Origin of the sequence: Actinoplanes sp. NPDC051470, assembly GCF_040682035.1 — a bacterium.
In the GTDB taxonomy this organism is placed as follows: domain Bacteria; phylum Actinomycetota; class Actinomycetes; order Mycobacteriales; family Micromonosporaceae; genus Actinoplanes.
Genome location: NZ_JBFBAA010000002.1, coordinates 151,950 through 171,268, shown reverse-complemented (window position 1 = coordinate 171,268; position 19,319 = coordinate 151,950). Strand labels below are relative to the sequence as shown.

The window sequence follows — 19,319 nt, the reverse complement described above, 5'->3', positions numbered from 1 at the left end:
AGAGAGCGATGCCGACCATCCTGATCACCACCGACTACCTGGTCCCGGGCGACGAGGTGGACACCTACCTCACCGGGCTGGGCTTCACCACCCGGCACGACCCGATGCGCGGGCGCCGCGACCCCGAGCAGCTCATCGCCGCCCTGGACAACGTCGACGGCGCGCTCGTCGCCAACGAGCCGATGACCGAGCACGTGCTGGCCGGCGCGACAACGCTGAGAGCCATCGTGCGCACCGGCGCCGGCTACGACTCGGTGGACGTGGACGCGGCCGCCAGGAACGGGATCAGCGTCAGCAACCTGCCGGGGATCAACGCCAACGCGGTGGCCGAGTACACGATGGGGCTGCTGCTGGCCCAGGCCCGGCGGCTGGTGCCGATGGCCGCGGGGGTCGAGGCCGGTGGCTGGCCGCGGCAGGACGGCACCGAGGTGCGGGGCAGGACGCTCGGCCTGATCGGCCGGGGCGCCGTCGCGAGAAAGGTCGCTCCGCTGGCCGAGGCGTTCGGGATGCGCGTGCTGAGCACGACCAGCACGTCGGCCGGCGAACGCCTGGATGAGCTGCTGCGGGAGTCGGACTTCGTGTCGATCCACGCGGCGCTGACCGACCGTACCCGGAATCTGATCGACGCCTCGGCCCTCGCCCGGATGAAGCGGACCGCCCACCTCATCAACACCGCCCGCGGGCCGATCGTCGATGAAAAAGCGCTGGCCGATGCGGTACGCGGCGGGCGGATCGCGGGCGCGGCGCTGGACGTGGTGAGCACGGAGCCGCTCCCGGCCGATAGCGTGCTGCGCGGAGTGGATGGGATCACGATCTACTCGCACATGGCCGGTCAGACCGCCGAGGCGCGCCGGGCCGCCGGGCTCGACGGCGCCAAGGAGCTGGTCGCCGCGTTGGCGGGACATCCGGCCCACGCGATCATCCGAGGGGAGCACACATGAGGACCGCGGACGTCATTGTTGTCGGGGCGGGTCTGGCCGGCCTGGTGACCACGGCCGAGCTGGTCGCGGCCGGGAAGTCGGTGATCCTGGTCGAGCAGGAGCCCGAGCAGAGCCTCGGCGGGCAGGCGTTCTGGTCGTTCGGCGGGCTGTTCCTGGTCGATTCGCCGGAGCAGCGCCGGATGGGCATCCGCGACTCGCACGCGCTCGCCTGGCAGGACTGGCTGGGCACCGCGGGATTCGACCGGGACGAGGACGCCTGGCCGCGGCGCTGGGCCGAGGCGTACGTCGACTTCGCGGCCGGCGAGAAGCGCTCGTGGCTGCGTACCCAGGGGATCAAGCTCTTCCCGATCGTCGGCTGGGCCGAGCGGGGCGGTTACGACGCGACGGGGCCCGGCAACTCGGTGCCGCGCTTCCACATCACCTGGGGTACGGGGCCGGGCGTGCTCGAGCCGTTCATCGCGACCGTCCGTTCGTCCCCCAGGGTGACGCTCGCCTTCCGCCACCGGGTCGATGAGCTGACGACCGCCGGCGGTCGTGTCACCGGTGTCTCGGGGGTGGTGCTCGAACCCAGCGACGTCCAGCGCGGCCAGGCCAGTTCAAGAGTCAAGATCGGCGATTTCGCGTACGAAGCGCAGGCCGTCGTGGTGACCTCCGGCGGCATCGGGGGCAACCACGACCTCGTACGAGCTGCCTGGCCGGCGCGGCTCGGCCCGCCGCCGGACCACATGATCAGCGGCGTGCCGGCGCATGTGGACGGCCGCATGATCGGCATCACCCAGGCGGCCGGCGGCGCGGTGATCAACCCGGACCGGATGTGGCACTACGTCGAGGGCATCCAGAACTGGGACCCGATCTGGGCCAACCACGGCATCCGCATCCTGCCCGGCCCGTCGTCGATCTGGCTGGACGCGCGCGGGAACCGGCTGCCGGTGCCGCTCTACCCGGGCTTCGACACCCTCGGCACCCTCGCCCACCTGCGCACCACCGGCCACGACCACAGCTGGTTCGTGCTCACCCAGAAGATCATCGAGAAGGAGTTCGCGCTCTCCGGCTCGGAGCAGAACCCGGATCTGACCGGCCGCAGCGTCCGGCAGGTGCTGGGCCGGGTGCGGGCCGGGGCGCCGGGGCCGGTGGAGGCGTTCAAGCGCAACGGCGCCGACTTCGTGGTCGCGACCGACCTGGACGAGCTGGTCAAGGGCATGAACGCGCTGACGCCGGCGCCGCTGCTGGACGCGGCCGAGGTGCGGCGGGTGGTCGAGGCGCGCGACCGGGAGCTGAACAACACTTTCACCAAGGACATGCAGATCGCGGCCATCCGCAACTTCCGCACCTACCGCGGCGACAAGCTCATCCGTACGGCCGCCCCGCACCGGATCCTCGATCCCGGCGCCGGGCCGCTGATCGCCGTACGCCTGCACGTGCTGACCCGCAAGACGCTCGGCGGCCTGCACACCGACCTGGACGGCCGGGTCCTCGACGCCGCCGGCGAGCCGGTGCCGGGGCTGTACGCGGCCGGCGAGGCCAGCGGGTTCGGTGGTGGCGGCATGCACGGCTACCGGTCGCTCGAGGGCACGTTCCTGGGCGGCTGTCTCTTCTCCGGACGCCAGGCCGGTCGCTCTCTGAAAGGAACCTTGTGACCCAGGCCGAAAGCAAAGTCGAAGTACGCATCCTCGTCCCGTCCGGCATGCTCGGCTCGGGCTTCCCGGCCTCCATCGTGGACCGGGGACTGGAGCTGGGCGCGGACGTGATCGCCGTGGACGGCGGCTCGACCGATTCCGGGCCGCACTATCTCGGCACCGGCACCGCCAAGACCACTGCCGCGGCGGTGAAGCGTGACCTGCGCATCCTGCTGCGCGCCGCGGCTACGGCCCGGATCCCGCTGATCGTCGGCTCCTGCGGCACCAGTGGCACCGATTCCGGCGTCGACTGGGTCTTCTCCATCGCTTCGTCGCTGCTGGACGAAGAGGGCCTCGCCCTGCGGATCGCCCGGATCTACAGCGAGCAGCCGGCCGCCGACCTCAAGGAGCGCCTGGACCGGATCCACCCACTCGCCCCGCACGGCGACCTCGACCCCTCGACCCTGGAGAGCTGCGAGCACATCGTGGCGATGATGGGCCACGAGCCGATCGCCGACGCTCTGGCCACGGGAGCCGACGTGGTGCTGGCCGGCCGCGCGACCGACACGGCCGTGGCGGCGGCGTTCCCGCTCATGCACGGCATGCCGGCCGGGCCCACCTGGCACGCCGCGAAGATCGTCGAGTGCGGCGCGCAGTGCACCACCAACCCGCGCTCCAGCGGCGTCTTCGCCACCATCGACGCCACCGGGTTCACCATCGAGCCGCTCTCCGACGGTGTCGCCTGCACACCCCACTCGGTCGCGGCGCACATGCTCTACGAGACGGTGAACCCGTTCTCGATGCGGGAGCCGGCCGGCACCCTGCAGGTCGCCGACGCGGTCTACACCGCGCTGGACGACCGGCGCGTACGCGTGGAGGGGTCGCGTTTCGAGCTGGCCGAGCAGTACACGAACAAGCTCGAAGGATCAAGAATCACCGGGTACGAGACGATGTCGTTCACCGCGATCCGCGACCCGCACATCCTCGGCCAGCTCGACACCTGGGCCGCGCTCCTGCGCCGGATCCTCACCGAGCGGGTCAGCCAGACGCTCTCGCTCGGGCCGGACGACTACGCGTTCGACATCCGGCTCTACGGCCACAACGCGGTGCTCGGTGCCCTGGAGGAAGCGACCGCGCCGCCCCGCGAGGTCGGCGTGATGCTGCTGGTCAGCGCGCCCGACCAGCCGACGGCCACGGCGATCGCGAAGATCGCCAATCCGCTCATGCTGCACCTGCCCACGCCGGACATGGACTACCTGCCCAGCCTGGCGTTCCCGTTCTCGCCAGCGGAGACCGAGCGCGGCGCGGCGTACGAGTTCGTGCTCAACCACGTGGTCGACGTGGACTCTCCCACCGCCCTGTTCCGCACCGTCATGCTGGAGGCCGGCGATGTCCGATAAGGTCGGCGACCTCGCCGTCGAGGTCCGGTCCAAGAACGCCGGGCCGTTCTGGACGACGATGGAGCTCTTCATGCGCGACGAGAGTGGCTTCCAGGCAGTGTCGTTCGTGGACGCCACCGTGGTCGCCCGGCTCTACGACGTCGCCGAGGACAGCGTGCAGATCTTCCGCATCCCGTCGCTGAAGGCGGTCAAGATCTCGTTCCCGCGCCCGGTCACCCAGGGCAGCCTGCGGGACCGGGACATGCACGCCGGCCAGCACCACGTGCCGCTGGCCCAGTTGGCGTTAGAGGGCGGAGCTCGCGGCGCGTAGCTCTTCCAGGGCCGGGAGGGCGTAGTCGGCCAGGTCGTCCTCGCGGTCGCCCTCGGACCAGGCCGCGAAACCCCGGCTGAAGGCGAGGGCGCCCAGCTCGGCCGCGACGGCGGCGGTCGCGTCGGGCACGCCGCGGGCGATCAGCGCCGCGGTCATCGCGGCGGCCAGGCTGACGCTCTTGAGGGCGGCCCGCTCCTGGAGTTCGGCGCTGGCCGCGACGGCCGCCTTCAGCCGGGGGGCGATCTGGCGGTTCACCGGACCCATCGCGCTGGACACCCGCCGCAGACCCTCGGCCACCGCCTGGAGCGGGCCGGACCCGGCGGGCACCTCGGCGATCCCCTCGGCGAGCAGCCGGCTCAGCGCCTCCTGCCCGGCCACCAGCAGCTCGCGCTTGTCGGGGAAGTGCCGGAAGAAGGTGCTCTTGGTGACGCCGGCGCGCTCGGCGATCTGCGCGACCGTGGTGTCGTCGTACCCCTGCTCGGTGAACAGGTCGACCGCGGCCACGACGAGACGTTCACGCGCGCCGGGTTCCCATCGAGCCATGGGTCCATCATAGGTGACGGGACTTTGGTCCCATCACGGTGCTACGGTGACGGGACAAGAGTCCCATCACTTGCGGGAGCGAACCATGCGCGTCTTCATCACCGGCGGCACCGGCCTGATCGGCTCCGCCGTCGTGGCCGAACTGCTCGGCCACGGTCACACCGTTCTCGCCCTCGCCCGGTCCGAGGCCTCGGCGGAGGCCGCCGCGACGGCCGGCGCCGAGGTGATCCGGGGCGGCCTCGCCGACCTGGACACCCTCCGGGCCGGCGCCACCCAGGCCGACGGCGTGATCCACCTGGCCTTCAGCAACGACTTCAGCAGCGCCGAGGCGGTCGCGAACGCGGTCGCCGAGGAGACGGCCGCCCAGGAGACCCTGGGCGAGACGCTCCTCGGGAGCGACCGTCCCTTCGTCACCGTGTCGGGCACACCCTGGATCCCCGGCCGCGCCTCCACCGAGTCGGACCCGACGTCGACCGAAGGGCCGGTCGGCGGCCGGGGCCGCGCCGTCGACGCGGTCCTCGGCCTGGCCACCCGCGGGGTGCGGAGCACGGCCATCCGCCTGCCCCGCACGGTGCACAACAACGGCGACGGCGGGTTCGCCGGCCTGCTGACCGCCATCGCCCGCCGGACCGGCGTCTCCGGCTACCCCGGCGACGGCACCCAGCGGTGGCCGGCCGTGCACGCGCTGGACGCCGCGGTTCTCTTCCGGCTCGCCCTGGAGCAGGCGCCGGCCGGAACCGCCTGGCACGCCGTGGACGACGAGGGCGACCAGGTGCGGGACATCGCCGAGGTCATCGGCCGGCGCCTGGGCCTGCCGGTCGAGGCGGTGCCGGCGGAGAACTTCGGCCCCCTGGGCGCGATCTTCGCGGCCGACCAGCCCTCGACCAGCACGCACACCCGGCAGGCCCTGGGCTGGGAGCCGAAGCACCCCAGCCTCCTCGAGGACCTGGCGAACATCCAGCCGTGAGCGGTCAGCTCTTCCAGTCGTGGATGACGTGCAGCTCGGGGGCGCCGCCGGCCGGCGGGACCGTCACCGCGTACAGGTGTTCCATGTCGTCGGACCAGGTGAGGCCGCGCGGGGCGAGCACGTCGTCGCTGATGTCGATGCGTTTCTCGGGGACGACGCCGCCGGTCTCGTAGAGGTAGATGTCGTCGGCGGTCGAGCGGACGCCGCTGACCACGTAGCAGTCGTCGGGCGCGGCGGCGACGGCCAGCGGGTGGTAGCCGGTGTAGTAGGAGCCGCGGCCGGACAGGTCGGCGGTCGCGTACGCCTGGGTGGCGTTGCGGCCGCCGGCGCCGGTCAGCAGCGTCTCGCCGTACTTGTCGAGGCCGATGTCGAACAGGTTGCTGCCCGGCGCGGTGGACGACGCCCGCTGGGTCAGCCCGTTGTCCTCGTTGATGTCGTAGACGTACACCGTGGACAGGCTGAGGTTGAGCTGCGCGGCGACCAGCGTCCCGGCCTCGAACGGCTGGTCGTACTCGGCCGGCGTCGACGGGTGGGCGGCGAGCAGCGGCGCCCGCTGGAACCGAAGGTCACCCTGCACGTTCAGTTCGTAGACCGGCTCGGGGTCGGGGTTCTCCTCGGTCGGCTCGGGCCAGGTGACCCGGCCGATGCCGCCGTTCCAGTTGCCGTCGCAGCCGTGGCCGAACCACAGCACGTCACCGGCGTAGACCAGGTGGGTCGGGCAGGTGTTCGCGGGCAGCTGGATCTTGTCGCTCTCCTTGAGGGTGTGCACGTCGATCTCGGTGATCGCGTCGCCCGCGGCCAGCGCCGCGTACACCCACTCGGTGTCGTCGTCCTGGGCCAGGCCGGTGGCGCCGTACTGGTTCTTGATGTGTTTGACGACCTGTCCGTCGAGGTCGGTGACCGTGATGCCGTTGGACGATGCGCCGCCGCTGACGAAGACCCGGTCGTGCTCGTCGTTGGCGACCAGATCGCCGTAGCCGGGCAGGCCCAGGTCGGTCTCGGCCCGGGCCGGGCCCGCCGCCGCGAGAACGCCGAGCGTGGTCGTCAATAAGACAGACGACGACGCCGCGAGCGCACGTTTCATGGACAGCCTCATTTGTACTCCCCCCGTGGGCCACAAAAGCCTTGGCGGAGGAAGGCTATCCACACCAGTCATGATCGCGCGGGGCAGGTCGAATGCGATTATCGGCTTCCGGGAAAACGGACAATCTGTCACGGGGGAAGAGACTGACCATTGAGGATGGTCGTTGCTGTTGTCGTACCGCGCTGCTAGGTTCACGGGCAGTTGCCTCATGGCAACCACACACACGGGGGGCCGGATCTGCTCGGTCCGACGCGCACAGCACGCGTCCTTAAAGGTTGTTACCGAGACGGCCGACAGACGTTCACAAAGGCTCTTCGTAATGGCGCACTCCCACCTTTGGTCAAGGGCGTGCGGCGATGAATCTTGCGCAATTCCGCAACGGGGGAACCGGAATGCAAAGCACACCCGACCGCACCCGCCGGCGCCGGCGCACCGCCATCGGCGCCGGCCTGCTCGCCCTGGCCGTCGCCGGGACCACCGCCGTGGTCGCGCCCCGCCTGACGCGGGACGACGACACCATGTCACCGGCGCAGATCGAGGCCGCCCAGGAGGCCGCCGACAGAGCCGCCGGGCTCCAGCCGGTGCGCGGCCGCCCGGTCGCCGAGACGCCACCCGGGCCGGGCAGCACGCTCGCCCACCCGGCGCAGGCGCCGGCGGCCAAGGCGATCCCGGCGGTCAAGCGGGTGGCCGAGGTGGTGTCGGCCCGCACCGCCAACACCAAGGTCTGGCGGCTCGCCGACGGCCGGACGCAGGCCGAGGTCGGCGCGTCCCCGGTGCACTACCGCGACGGCAACGGCCGGTGGCAGGAGATCGACACCCGGATCGGGCGCTCGAACGCCGCCGGTTACCCGTACGCATCGGTCCGGAACACCTTCACCGGCCGCTTCGGTGACCGCACCGACCGCCTGGTCCGCTACGACCTGGGCGGCCGTTCGATCGGGGTCGGCGTGGACGCGGCCCCCCGGAGCGTGACGCCCAAGGTGTCGGGCAGCGCGATCACCTACCCCGACGTGTTCGGCCCGGCCGACGTGGCCTACGACGTGACCTCCTCCTCGCTCAAGGAGAAGATCGTCCTGGACCGCGCGCCGACCGGCGCGGCGACGTACACCTTCCGGCTCTCGCTCGACGGCGTCACCGCCGCGCGGCAGGCCGACGGCTCGGTCGCCTTCGAGGCCGACGACGCCGACGGCCGGCCGCTGTTCTACCTGCCCAAGCCGTTCATGTACGACAGCGGCGCCGGCGCGGCGTCGGCCACCGGCAGCGGGCACAGCACCAAGGTGACCCAGACGCTCAGCGGAACCGGCCGCGAGCTCAAGCTCACCGTGACCGCCGATCAGGCGTGGCTGCGCGACCCGAAGCGGCGCTACCCGGTCGTCATCGACCCCACGATCAAGGTGCAGCCGCAGGTCGGCTCGGCGCAGGACGGGATGGTCAACTCGTACGAGCCGGCCACCAACTACGACACCAACTGGCGCCTGTCGGTCGGCACCAACCCGCTCGACGCGGGCGGCACGGCCACCTTCCGCAGCCTGGTCAAGTTCCCGCTCACCGAGGTGCCGACCGGCACCCGCCTCGACTCGGCCGAGCTCAAGCTCTACTTCGACCAGAACATGCTCAACTCGTACGACGACGTGGAGATGGACGTCGAGGCGCACCGCGCCACCGTGCCGTGGGCCGAGAACTCGGTCACCTGGAACACGGTGAAGAACGCGGTCGGCGAGCTCGGCGCCAACACCGAGCAGGTCGACAACTCCGACCTCACCAAGGTCGCGGCGGCCGGCGAGTGGAGCTCGGTCACGGCGAGCACGGCGCTCGGCGGGTCGTACCGGGCCAACAGCGGCAGCAAGACCGGCGACACGTTCACCTGGGTGCCGCGGGTCACCGAGGCCGGCGCGTACGAGGCGTTCGTGCACTACGTGCCCGGATCGGACCGGGCCACCAACGCCCCGTACACCGTCTACCACGCCGGCGGCACCACGCCGAAGACGGTCAACCAGACCACCGGCTCCGGCAGCGGCAACTGGGTCTCGATCGGCACGTACAACTTCAACGCCGGCACCACCCACAAGATCGTGCTCGGCGACGTGGCCAACAAGACCGTGGTCGCCGACGGCGTCCGGCTGGTGAAGAACGGCACGGCCCACCGCGGCAAGAAGCAGAACCACGCCTGGCACTCGTTCAGCGTCCGCAACATCGCGCAGGGCTGGGTCGACGCCCCGTCGACCAACAACGGCTTCATCATGAAGACGCCGGACGAGACCAAGGTCCTCAGCGGCGTGCGCTACGAGGGCGCCGAGAACGCCTTCGGCGGCGAGGTCGACACCTTCCCGACGCTGCTGCTGACCTGGGGCAAGCCGGGTGTGACGCTGCAGATGCCGACCACCATCCGGTCCACCGGGGCCGAGCTCGCCTGGAGCGCCTACGCCGGCGACGACCTCCTCGAATACCAGGTGCACCGCAGCACCTCGCAGAGCTTCATCCCGACCGACCGCACCCTGGTCGCCCCGGTCCGGGCCGACCGCACCACCTACAGCGACACCAGCGGAACACCCACCCCGGCGAACAACGCGACCGAGTTCGGGCCGCCGTCGTACTACATGATCGTGGTGAAGACCCGCTCCGGCGAGCTGATCCCGTCGCCGGCCGAGCAGGTGCAGCTGCCCAAGGCCGGCCACATCGTCCGGGTCCTCCAGGGCAACTCCACCGACACCACGCTGACCAGCCTGGAGCCCACCACCGGCCACGACGTGCTGGACGGCGGCGGCCTGGTCCAGATCGGCAACAACGGGTCGAAGTTCGGCACCAGCCGCACGGTGGTGAAGTGGCCGAGCATGACCGGGCTGCCGGCCGGCACCAAGGTGCTCAAGGCCACGGCCAGCATGTGGGGCGCGTACTCCGAGGGCGGGACCGGCGCCCGCTTCCAGATGCACGGCCTGACCCGCGACTTCGACGAGGCGACCGGGTCGTGGGACCGGGCCAGCAGTGCCGCCGCCTGGACCACGAAGGGTGGTGACTACACCGCCGGGGCCGCCTCCTACGTCGACAACATCGGCACCGACCCGCGCTGGCAGAACTGGGACGCCACGTCGCTGACCCAGGGCTGGGTCAACAACGCGAGCACCAACAAGGGCGTGCTGTTCCGGCTGGCCAACGAGACCTCGCCGACCCAGCGGGTGCTGTTCACCGCGGGCGAGGTGCCCGACATCCGTCAGCGGCCCCGCCTCGAGGTGATCTACACGGCGCCGGCCACCGAGAACACCTACTACGCGCCGACCGTGCCGTCCCGGATGATCCCCGGCGACGAGTACACCGCGCCGGTCACCATCACCAACTCGACCAGCTCGACCTGGGCCAAGAACGACTGGGTGCTCTCCTACCGCTGGGAGCTGGCCGACGGCACCGACGTCACCAACGCGGACAACCAGCGGGAGACCGCGCTGCCGGTCGACCTCGCCTCGGGCGCCGTGACCACGGTCAACGCCAAGATCATGACGCCGGTCCGCTTCGACCAGGGCAACAAGCGGCAGAAGTACGTCCTCAAGTGGGACCTGAAGAACAAGACCACCGGGCAGTGGCTGTCGCAGGTGTGGGAGATCCCGCCCCTGGCCCAGCCGATCACCGTCGAGGACCCGACCTCCGACCAGCTCGGCCTGGAGAAGTTCTACCAGTACACCGGGCAGAACGCGGGCGCCGGCTCGACCGTGATGGTCAACCAGTTCTCCGGCAACGCGGTGTTCAGCTACAACGCGTTCAGCAACCCGAGCCGCGGGTTGTCCACGTTCCTGCGCCTCTCGTACAACAGCCAGGACAGTTCCAACTCCTACATCGGGTACGGCTGGTCGCTGTCCACCTCCACGGTGACCCGGCTCGGCTCGCCGCTGCAGTTCAGTGGGCTCGACCCCCGCTGGCCGGCCAAGATCACGCTGACCGACGGCGACGGCACCAGCCACTGGTTCGACCTGAACAAGCACGACAGCACCAACGAGAAGGACTGGGACTACGACAGCCCAGCCGGCGTGCACCTCTATCTGCAGCGCAACGGCGACAGCGACCCGATGCGCACCTGGGTGATGACCCGGCCCGACCGCAGCCAGTTCGCCTTCGACGCCGACGGCTACCAGACCGCGGTCATCGACAAGAACGGCAACGACCTGCGGTTCACCTACGAACGGGCGAAGATCGGCAACCGCAACACCGGGGTGCTCAAGTACATCACCGACGCCACCGGCCGGCGCACGCTGACCTTCGAGTACTTCAACCCCGGCGACGACTTCGACTACTTCGTCGGCAACAGCGACGACCGGCGCAGCGCGTCCAACCTGGCCAACGCCCAGATCGTCAACCAGCTCCGGGCGATCACCGACGTCACCGGCCGGCGGGTCACGCTCACCTACAACGACAAGGGTCAGCTGCGTGAGCTGATCGACGGCCAGGGCGACCCGGGCGAGAAGCCGTTCGGCTTCTACTACGACGACACCCTGCTCAGCCCGAAGCTGGTGCGGGTGGACGACCCGCGGGGCAATGGCACCACGATGGGCTACCACCCGGCGTCGGCCGGCGCCCTGCTGAACGGGCGCACCGAGCGGGTCAGCGACCGCAACGACAAGGCGACCGCGTTCACCTACCGCGACCCGGACGGCACCACCGGCTCGTTCATCGAGAACGTGGTCACCGACGCCAACGGGCACACCTCGACGTACTCGATCGACGGCTACGGCCGGCCCACGCTGCTGACCGACGCGAAGAACCAGAAGACCGAGCTGACCTGGGACGCGGACAACAACGTCCGGCGCATGAAGGAGCCCAACGACGCGGTCACCACCTGGGTCTACGACGAGAAGACCGGCCTGCCGCTGGAGATCCGCGATCCGGAGGCGAACAAGAACAACTGGCCGGCGCAGAAGATGGAGTACCGCTTCGGGCTGAAGGGGCACACCGCCGAGCTGACGGCCAAGACCAGCCCCGAGGGGCGCAAGCACACCTTCGGGTACGACCAGTTCGGCAACCTGACCTCGGTCACCGACCCGAAGGGCAACGCCACCTCCGAGGACGGCGACTACACGTCGAGCTACACGTACGACCGGTGGGGGCAACAGCTCACCTCGACCGACGCCAACGACAACACCACGAAGTACGAGGAGTACGACCCGGTCGGGTACCCGAAGCGGATCATCGATGCGCTGAACCAGGTCGAGAAGTACGAGTACGACGGGGTCGGCAACGTCGTGTCGGTCACCGACGCCGCGGACAAGACCTCGACGTACACCTACGACATCTTCGGCCGCCCGCTCAGCACCCGGGAACCGAAGGACGCGGCGAACAATGTCTACATCTTCACCCCGGGCAAGAAGTACGACGGCAACGACAACGTCGTGAGCGACGAGGCCGCCAACGGCGCCGTCCAGGAGATGGGCCACGACCCGGTCGACCGCCTGGCCTTCTGGAAGGAGCCCAGGGACGCCTCCGGGACGCCCGAACGGATCACTACCTACGACTACGACAACGTCGGCAACCTGCTCAAGCAGACCGAGCCCAAGGGCACGCTCACCGCGAACCCCGACGATTACCGGACCAGCTACACCTACAACGAGCTCAACCAGGTCCTGAAGGCCCGGGACGCCGCCGGCGGCGAGATCACCGCCACCTACGACAACGTCGGCAACATCAAGACCGTCGCCGACCAGCGCAAGTCCGCGACGACGGACCCGGACGACGTCAACGTCAAGTACGACTACGACCTCAACGGCCGGAACACGATCACCACGGACGCCCTCGGCCACACCTCGAGGACCGAGTACGACAAGGACGGCAACACCACCGCCCGGGTCGACGAGGACGGCAACAAGACCCTCCTCAAGTACGACCCGCGCGCGCTGCTCGAGGAGCAGAAGGTGCCGCACAAGCGCGCGGACAACGGTGACACCGTCTACCGCACCACGCGCTACCGGTACGACGAGGTGGGCAACCAGACCCATGTCGAGTCGCCGCGCGGCGTGGACACCGCCGAGGCGAACGACTTCACCGCGGTGACCGTCTACGACGTGCTGAACCGGGTGAAGGAGCAGCGGGAGCCGTACGACCCCGGCGACGCCGAGCAGCGGTACCGCACCGCCGACACGACACTCTACGAGTACGACGTGGTCGGCAACCAGCAGAAGGTGAGCGCGCCGCCGTCCGACGGCGAGGACAAGCGGGCCGACACCACGTACACGTACTGGGACAACGGCTGGAACAAGACCAGCACCGATCCGTGGAACGTCAAGACCGAGTACGACTACGACACGATCGGCAACCAGACGTCCCGCAAGCTCACCGGCGGCGGCAAGACGCGCCAGATGAGCTGGACGTTCTTCCCCGACGGCAAGCAGAAGACGCAGCGCGACGACGGTGACGGCGGTGACAAGCCGCGCAAGAGTTTCGAGTTCGGCTACGACCCGAATGCCAACATGACGCAGATGCTCGACAAGAGCAACGACGCCAAGATCGACACTTACGCGATGTCGTACGACGTCGTCAATCGCATGGACAAGGTCGTGGAGAAGCTCGGCGACTCGACCAAGAACACCACGACGTACCACTACGACATCAACGACAACCTGCTCAAGCGGGTCCACGACAAGACGTTCTCCGAGTACGTCTACGACACCCGGGACCTCATCTCCAGCGTCAAGAACGGCAAGACCGAGAACGACGCCGACGCCAAGACGACGACCTTCACCTACACGCCACGGGAACAGGTGAAGACCGAGAAGAAGGGCAACGGCAACACCGTCACGTACGACTACTACCTCGACACCAAGCTCCAGCACCAGGTCGAGAAGAAGTCGAACGGCTCGACGGTCGTGAACGAGCACACGATCGAGTACAACGCCAACGGCAACCGGTCCAAGGACACCGGCAAGAAGCAGAACGCGGACAACAAGTCGGCGAACATCGACACGACCACGACCTACCAGTACGACCCGCGGGACCGGGTCCGCGAGCAGGTCAAGACCGGCAGTGGCGCGAGCACGGAGAAGTACCGCCACGACGCCAACAGCAACGTGATCTGGCAGACCGTCAAGAACGCCGAGACCACGTTCGACTACGACCGGAACCGGCTGAAGACCTCGACGACCTCGGGCATCCAGACGAAGTACGAGTACGACGACTTCGGCCGGCAGACCCGGACGGCCCTCGCCCAGAACAACACGGAGATCGAGAAGTACGAGTACGACGGTTTCGACCGGGTCACCAAGCACATCAAGACTCCCGGCGGCACCACCGAGTACACCTACGATCCGCTGGACCGGCAGCTCACCCGCAAGCAGAACGACAAGACCACGACGTTCTCGTACCTCGGGCTGACCGACCAGATGCTCTCCGAGGAAGAGGGCGGCAAGCTCCGCAAGAGCTACCAGTACGGGCCCGACGGCCAGTTGCTGTCCCAGGCGAAGTTCTCCGACAACGGCAGCTTCGAGACGTCGTACCAGGGCTACAACCCGCACACCGACGTCGAGCAGATCACCGACGAGCAGGGCGACTCGCGGGCCACCTACGGGTACACCGCATACGGCAAGAACGACGACAGCCAGATGACCGGCGTCGACAAGCCGGACGCGGCCAACCCGGAGGACCCGAACAAGGAGCCGTACAACGCCTACCGCTACAACGGCAAGCGGTTCGACCAGTCGTCCGGCGACTACGACATGGGGTTCCGCGACTACGACCCCGGCCTGAACAGGTTCCTCACCCAGGACAACTACAACGGCGCCCTGGACGACATGAACCTGACCACCGACCCGTTCACCAACAACCGGTACGCGTTCGGTGGCGGCAACCCGATCTCGCAGGTGGAGATCGACGGGCACTTCTCGCTCAGCGACATCGGGCACGCGGCGCTCGACGTGGCCGGCCTGGTGCCGGGTGTGGGCGAGGTCGCCGACCTGGCCAACGCGGCCTGGTACGCGGCCGAGGGTGACTACGGCAACGCGGCGTTGTCCGCGGCGTCGGCCGTCCCGTTCGCGGGTTACGCCGCCTCGGCGGTCAAGGGCGCCAAGTACGCCGCCAAGGGCGTGGACGCGGCACAGTCCGCGGCCAAGGGAGCCGACGCCGCGCGCAGCGGCGCCAAGGCGGCGGACGGGGCGCAGTCCGCCGGTAAGGCCGCTCCGTCACCGGCGAAGGCGAGCTCCGGGGGCGGCGGCGCCACCGGCGGCACCAAGGCGGCGGGTGGTGGCGGCAGCGCCGGCCCCGCGAAGGCCGGTGGTAGCGGCGGCGGTCCGGCCAAGGGCGGCGGGGGCGCCCGCACCGGCGGCGGCAGCGGAGCCAGCAAGACCGGCGGCGGCGGTGGCACCTCGGCCTCACGCGGCGGGAGCTGCACGTCCAACAGCTTCGTACCCGGCACCGCGGTGCTCATGGCCGACCGGACCTATCGCGACATCGAGGACGTCGAGCTGGGCGACGAGGTGCTCGCCACCGACCCGGAGCTGGGCGTCACCGCGGGCCGGCCAGTGACCACGCTGATCGAGGGCGACGGCGAGAAGCATCTCGTCGAGGTCACCGTGGACACCGACGGCGCGGCCGGTGACCGGACCGGCTCGGTCGTGGCCACGGACGGCCACCCGTTCTGGGTCGACAACGACGGCGCCTTCCTCGACGCCGGGGCGCTGACCGCCGGTGACGAGATCCGCACCGCGGACGGCAAGCTGGTCACGGTCCTGCACACCAGGGCCTGGACCGAGGTGCGGAAGGTCCACAACCTCACCGTCGAGGGCATCCACACCTACTACGTCCTCGCCGGCGACGCCCCGGTGCTCGTGCACAACTGCGGTGGGCGCTGGAAGCGTGGTGAGGACTACTCCAAGCCGAACAAGAAGGGCCAGCCGCCGTCACTGTCCACCATGCGTAAGCGGTTCTGGAAGAACGAGGCCATGGAGCCGGCCGCCGCCGACCAGTACGGCGCCGCGAACGTCGCCCGGATGGAGAAGGGCGGAGCCCCGCAGCGGACGCGGCCCAACGGCAACACCGAGTCGATGGAGCTGAGCCACGAACCTATCCCCGAACGTGACGGCGGTATGTTGCTCACGCCGCGGTGGCCCGAGGATCACGTCAAGATGGACCCGGGTGGCCATCGCCACCTCCCACCCGACTACTGACAGTTCGGACCTGGACGCGGCCCCGGGAATGTCCCGCGGGCCGCGTCCCGGTCCGGCGATCGAGGAGGAACCCCGGTGAGTACGAGCGGAGCACAGGCCGCGGCGTTCTTCCGCGACGTCGCCAAGAACCACACCGTGTGGTGGGTCCGCGACGACGACGGCAGCCCGACACCGACCGTGACCGGCGGAGATCGGGCGTTCCCCTACTGGTCGACCGAGGCCCGCGCGAAACGGGCCGCCGCCCTGTGGGGTGATGAGTTCCGGGCGGTGTCGATGCCGCTCGACCATTGGCGGGACAAGGCGCTGCCCGATCTCGCCAAGGGCCGATTCCGCGTCGGCATCAACTGGAGCGGCGACCAGCTGACCGGCTGGGACTTCACCGTCGACGAGGTCCTCAACCGGCTCGCCCATGCGCTCAGCGCGCCGCCGTACGACAAGTAGCGGACAGGGGTAGCCGGCGCCGAGACGGTCAGGGCAGGGGCGTGAAACGGAAGCGGCCCGCCCCGGCCTCGGCGGGGGCGGTGGCGGCCAGGCGGGCCGCGTACTGCCGAGGGCCGGGGAATTGGACCGTGAGGTAGCGGTCGTGGCCCACCGACCTCAGCAGGACCGTCCCGTCGCCGTCCACCGGGACGACCTTCAGCCATTCCCAAGGGCCGAGCGAGGCGGCCGTGAGCCGCAGGGTGGTGTCGCCGGGGCGGCGCGGCCGGGCCGAGACGAACCGCTTGCGGGCGGCGTAGCCGCGCAGGTGGACGATGCTCGGGTCGGCCCGGCGGCGGCAGACCTGGAACTGCTCCCAGGTGCCGTACACGCCGGGACTGGTCCGGGCCCGCAGCAGGCCGGTGTCGGCGCCGTAGTAGCCGTCCTCGGCGGCGGTCAGCATCCCGGTGTCCACGGCCAGCAGGCCGGTCGGACCCTCGGCACACCACCAGCCACCGCCGGTCTCGCTGCCGCCGGTCACGCCCAGGGCCAGGACCGCGGCGAGCGCGCCCGCGATCAGGCGGCGGCGACGGATCTGGCGGTGGTGGCCGGTGGCCTCGGCCTTCTCCCGGCGGACGCTCTCGTCGACGAACCGGCGCTCCAGCGGGCTCAGCGCCGGCTGCCAGGACGGCGCGGCGGCCCAGTGCCGGGTCAGCGCCAGCCGTGCGCCGCGATAGAGGACCCCGGGGTCGTACCCCAGCTCCTGCCAGACCGTGGCCGACTCGGTGAGCTGCCGGTGCGCCCGCAGCGTCTCCCGGCTCTCCTCCTTCCACTCCCGCAGCCGTGGCCAGGCGTAGATCAGCGACTCGTGGGCCAGCTCGACGCAGTCCCGGTCGGCGGTGAGCAGGCGCGCGTCGACCAGCCGGTCGACCACCCGCGCCTCCCGCGCGGTCGAGCCGATCTGCGGCCGCGGGACCGGCCGCCGCCGCGCCCCGCCCCGGTCGTCGATGTCGACCATCCGCAGCAGAAGGCGGCGGACCACGCCGCGATGCTCCTCGTCGAGGCCGGCGTACACGCTCTCGGCGGTCGCCGCCACCGCGCCGTCCACGCCGCCGGCCGCCTCGTACCCGGCCAGGGTGACCGTGGTCCCCCGGCGGCGGCGCCAGGCCTCGAGCAGCGCGTGGGACGCGAGCGGGAGCGCGCCCGGGCGGCCGGCCACGTCGGCCACGATCGCCGAGACCAGGGCGCCTTCGACCCGGGCGCCGACCCGCTCGGCCGGCTTCACCACGGCGTCGCGCAGCTCGGCCGGGCTCATCCCGCCGACCAGCACGTGCCCGTCGGCCGACGCGGCCAGCAGCTCCGGATGCTCCACGAACCGGGCGTAGTGGTCGGCGCGCACCGCGAGGACGACCCGGGCCCCGCACTCCCCCACACCCAGGGCCACCAGGGCGGCGATGAAACCGGCCCGCTCGGCGGGGTCCACGCCGGCCGCGAACACCCCCTCGAACTGGTCGACGACCAGCAGCAGCTCGTCCTCGAAGGCCGCCCGCACCACCAGGCCCGCGCGGGCGGGGTCCTTGGCCAGGTCGTCGAGCAGCGCGCCGGCCGGGATCCGGGCCGGCCCGGCCAGCCGCACCGCGAGCTCGGTCAGCGGGGTCGTCCCGGGCACGAGCAGCATCGGCCGCCGGCCCTCGGCGTGGGCGATCAGGCCGGCCCGGACGATCGAGGACTTGCCGACGCCGGACGGGCCGAACACCACGACCAGGCGACGCTCGGTGAGCCGGCGGGTCAGGTCGTCGACCAGCCGCCGCCGGCCGAAGAACAGCTCGGCGTCGCCGGCCTGGAAGGGCGCGAGACCGACGTACGGGATGCGCTCCTCCGCCGCGGGCTCGCCGGCCGGCGGCGGCGTGGTCCGGGCCAGCTCACGCCACCGGGCGGTCCACTCCTCGGCATCACCGCCACAGGCCTCGACGTACGCGCGGGTCACCGGCAGGGTCGGCAGCCGCCGGCCGGAAGCCGCCGCGGCCAGGGTCGCGGCCGAGAAATTGGCCCGGCGGGCCAGCGAGCGGTACGCCGGGTTCCCGGCCGTCTCGCGCAGCGCGCGCAGGCCGGCGGCGAACTCGGCCACCGGTTCGTCAGTCGTGTCGAGCGGTCGTTCCGGCCGCGGCATCCCATACCCCCGTAGTGGGTTGTCCGACGTTGTCTGAAGATCAGTTGTCCACGATGGAGTACGGAAGCAGGACAACCGGCGGACCACTACGAAGGAGACCGACATCCGACAAACGAAAGGACGACGATGCCTCGAGTTCAGTCAGGCCGCCTGCGCCGCCTCACCGCCGTCGCAGCAGCGGCTCTCATGGGGGTGACCGTGCTGCTGGGATTGTCGGCACCGGCCGCCGCCGCGCCCTACTACCAGCGGCTCCACAACCAGTTCGGCAACCGGCTGTGCCTGGACGCGGTGAACGACGCCACCAGCAACCCGGGCCACAACGGCGACCGGGTGCAGCTGTGGACCTGCGAGCCGACCAACTACTGGCAGTGGTGGGAGTTCCAGTCCGCCGGCACCCACAACGGCAATCCGGTCTTCAAGATCGTGAACTGGTGGGGCGGGACGCGGTGCCTGGACGCCAGGACGGACGGGAGCACCAACCCGAACGTCGAAGGCGATCCCGTCCAGATCTGGAACTGCGAGAGCGGCGCGGCCAACCAGCTCTGGGAGTTCGAGCGGAACACCCGCCGGATCAGGAGTCTGTACGGCAACCAGTTGTGCCTGGACGCGCGGTACGACGCCGGCGGCAACCCGAACCAGAACGGTGACAAGGTCCAGATGTGGACCTGCGGTGGCGGCTCGTGGCAGGAGTGGCGCCGCACCGAGGTCTCGGAGTGAGCCCCGGGGGTGGCGACCGG

General features: G+C 70.4%; 11 protein-coding genes. 8 read left to right on the top strand and 3 right to left on the bottom strand.

The features are described 5' to 3' along the window. Positions 1-8 precede the first annotated feature (8 nt). From AB0M54_RS05860 to AB0M54_RS05845, 4 genes are read left to right on the top strand one after another with little or no spacing between them, the layout of a single operon-like run. Positions 9-941 carry an NAD(P)-dependent oxidoreductase gene (locus tag AB0M54_RS05860; RefSeq protein WP_364469384.1) on the top strand — a complete coding sequence of 311 codons (933 nt, stop codon included), beginning with the start codon at positions 9-11 and terminating at the stop codon, positions 939-941. Beyond that, on the top strand, positions 938-2,578 hold the full coding sequence (locus tag AB0M54_RS05855) for an FAD-binding dehydrogenase (protein ID WP_364320008.1): 1,641 nt from the start codon (positions 938-940) through the stop codon (positions 2,576-2,578). The genes AB0M54_RS05860 and AB0M54_RS05855 overlap by 4 nt, the downstream gene beginning before the upstream one ends. Beyond that, positions 2,575-3,957: an acyclic terpene utilization AtuA family protein gene (locus AB0M54_RS05850; RefSeq protein ID WP_364469382.1), complete on the top strand. Its 1,383-nt coding sequence runs from the start codon at positions 2,575-2,577 to the stop codon at positions 3,955-3,957. The genes AB0M54_RS05855 and AB0M54_RS05850 overlap by 4 nt, the downstream gene beginning before the upstream one ends. Further along, positions 3,947-4,267 (top strand): DUF4387 domain-containing protein, encoded by a 321-nt coding sequence (locus AB0M54_RS05845; protein WP_364320004.1) that lies wholly within the window; start codon positions 3,947-3,949, stop codon positions 4,265-4,267. Before AB0M54_RS05850 ends, AB0M54_RS05845 begins: the two co-directional genes overlap by 11 nt. Here the strand turns inward: AB0M54_RS05845 and AB0M54_RS05840 are convergent. Next, complete coding sequence (locus AB0M54_RS05840; RefSeq protein WP_364320002.1) at positions 4,241-4,810, bottom strand: helix-turn-helix domain-containing protein; 570 nt, start codon at positions 4,808-4,810, stop codon at positions 4,241-4,243. The two genes, AB0M54_RS05845 and AB0M54_RS05840, sit on opposite strands and share 27 nt — an antisense overlap. 85 nt (positions 4,811-4,895) lie before the next feature. Here AB0M54_RS05840 and AB0M54_RS05835 point away from each other — a divergent pair, with 85 nt between their 5' ends. After that, positions 4,896-5,777, top strand: a complete 882-nt coding sequence (locus AB0M54_RS05835; protein WP_364469380.1) for an SDR family oxidoreductase — start codon at positions 4,896-4,898, stop codon at positions 5,775-5,777. A 4-nt stretch (positions 5,778-5,781) separates the two neighbouring features. On the opposite strand, the gene AB0M54_RS05830 is transcribed toward AB0M54_RS05835, so the two are convergent. Beyond that, positions 5,782-6,861, bottom strand: coding sequence for a hypothetical protein (locus AB0M54_RS05830; RefSeq protein ID WP_364319998.1), 1,080 nt, complete (start codon positions 6,859-6,861; stop codon positions 5,782-5,784). Positions 6,862-7,253: 392 nt separating this feature from the next. Here AB0M54_RS05830 and AB0M54_RS05825 point away from each other — a divergent pair, with 392 nt between their 5' ends. Next, positions 7,254-15,995: a DNRLRE domain-containing protein gene (locus tag AB0M54_RS05825; protein ID WP_364469378.1), complete on the top strand. Its 8,742-nt coding sequence runs from the start codon at positions 7,254-7,256 to the stop codon at positions 15,993-15,995. Between the two features lie 75 nt (positions 15,996-16,070). Next, on the top strand, positions 16,071-16,436 hold the full coding sequence (locus tag AB0M54_RS05820; RefSeq protein ID WP_364319994.1) for a DUF2750 domain-containing protein: 366 nt from the start codon (positions 16,071-16,073) through the stop codon (positions 16,434-16,436). Positions 16,437-16,464: 28 nt separating this feature from the next. Here AB0M54_RS05820 and AB0M54_RS05815 read toward each other — a convergent pair whose 3' ends face one another. Next, a complete protein-coding gene (locus AB0M54_RS05815) occupies positions 16,465-18,540 on the bottom strand; it encodes an ATP-binding protein (RefSeq protein WP_364469376.1) in 2,076 nt (691 codons plus the stop codon). Between the two features lie 168 nt (positions 18,541-18,708). Here AB0M54_RS05815 and AB0M54_RS05810 point away from each other — a divergent pair, with 168 nt between their 5' ends. Continuing rightward, positions 18,709-19,299, top strand: coding sequence for an RICIN domain-containing protein (locus AB0M54_RS05810; protein ID WP_364469374.1), 591 nt, complete (start codon positions 18,709-18,711; stop codon positions 19,297-19,299). Positions 19,300-19,319: the final 20 nt, after the last annotated feature.

Bases quoted from the DNA above. Each gene is read 5' to 3' on its own strand.
- AB0M54_RS05860 (WP_364469384.1), top strand. From the start codon at position 9: ATGCCGACCATCCTGATCACCACCGACTACCTGGTCCCGGGCGACGAG.
- AB0M54_RS05855 (WP_364320008.1), top strand. From the start codon at position 938: ATGAGGACCGCGGACGTCATTGTTGTCGGGGCGGGTCTGGCCGGCCTG.
- AB0M54_RS05845 (WP_364320004.1), top strand. From the start codon at position 3,947: ATGTCCGATAAGGTCGGCGACCTCGCCGTCGAGGTCCGGTCCAAGAAC.
- AB0M54_RS05840 (WP_364320002.1), bottom strand. From the start codon at position 4,810: ATGGCTCGATGGGAACCCGGCGCGCGTGAACGTCTCGTCGTGGCCGCG.
- AB0M54_RS05835 (WP_364469380.1), top strand. From the start codon at position 4,896: ATGCGCGTCTTCATCACCGGCGGCACCGGCCTGATCGGCTCCGCCGTC.
- AB0M54_RS05830 (WP_364319998.1), bottom strand. From the start codon at position 6,861: ATGAAACGTGCGCTCGCGGCGTCGTCGTCTGTCTTATTGACGACCACG.
- AB0M54_RS05825 (WP_364469378.1), top strand. From the start codon at position 7,254: ATGCAAAGCACACCCGACCGCACCCGCCGGCGCCGGCGCACCGCCATC.
- AB0M54_RS05810 (WP_364469374.1), top strand. From the start codon at position 18,709: ATGCCTCGAGTTCAGTCAGGCCGCCTGCGCCGCCTCACCGCCGTCGCA.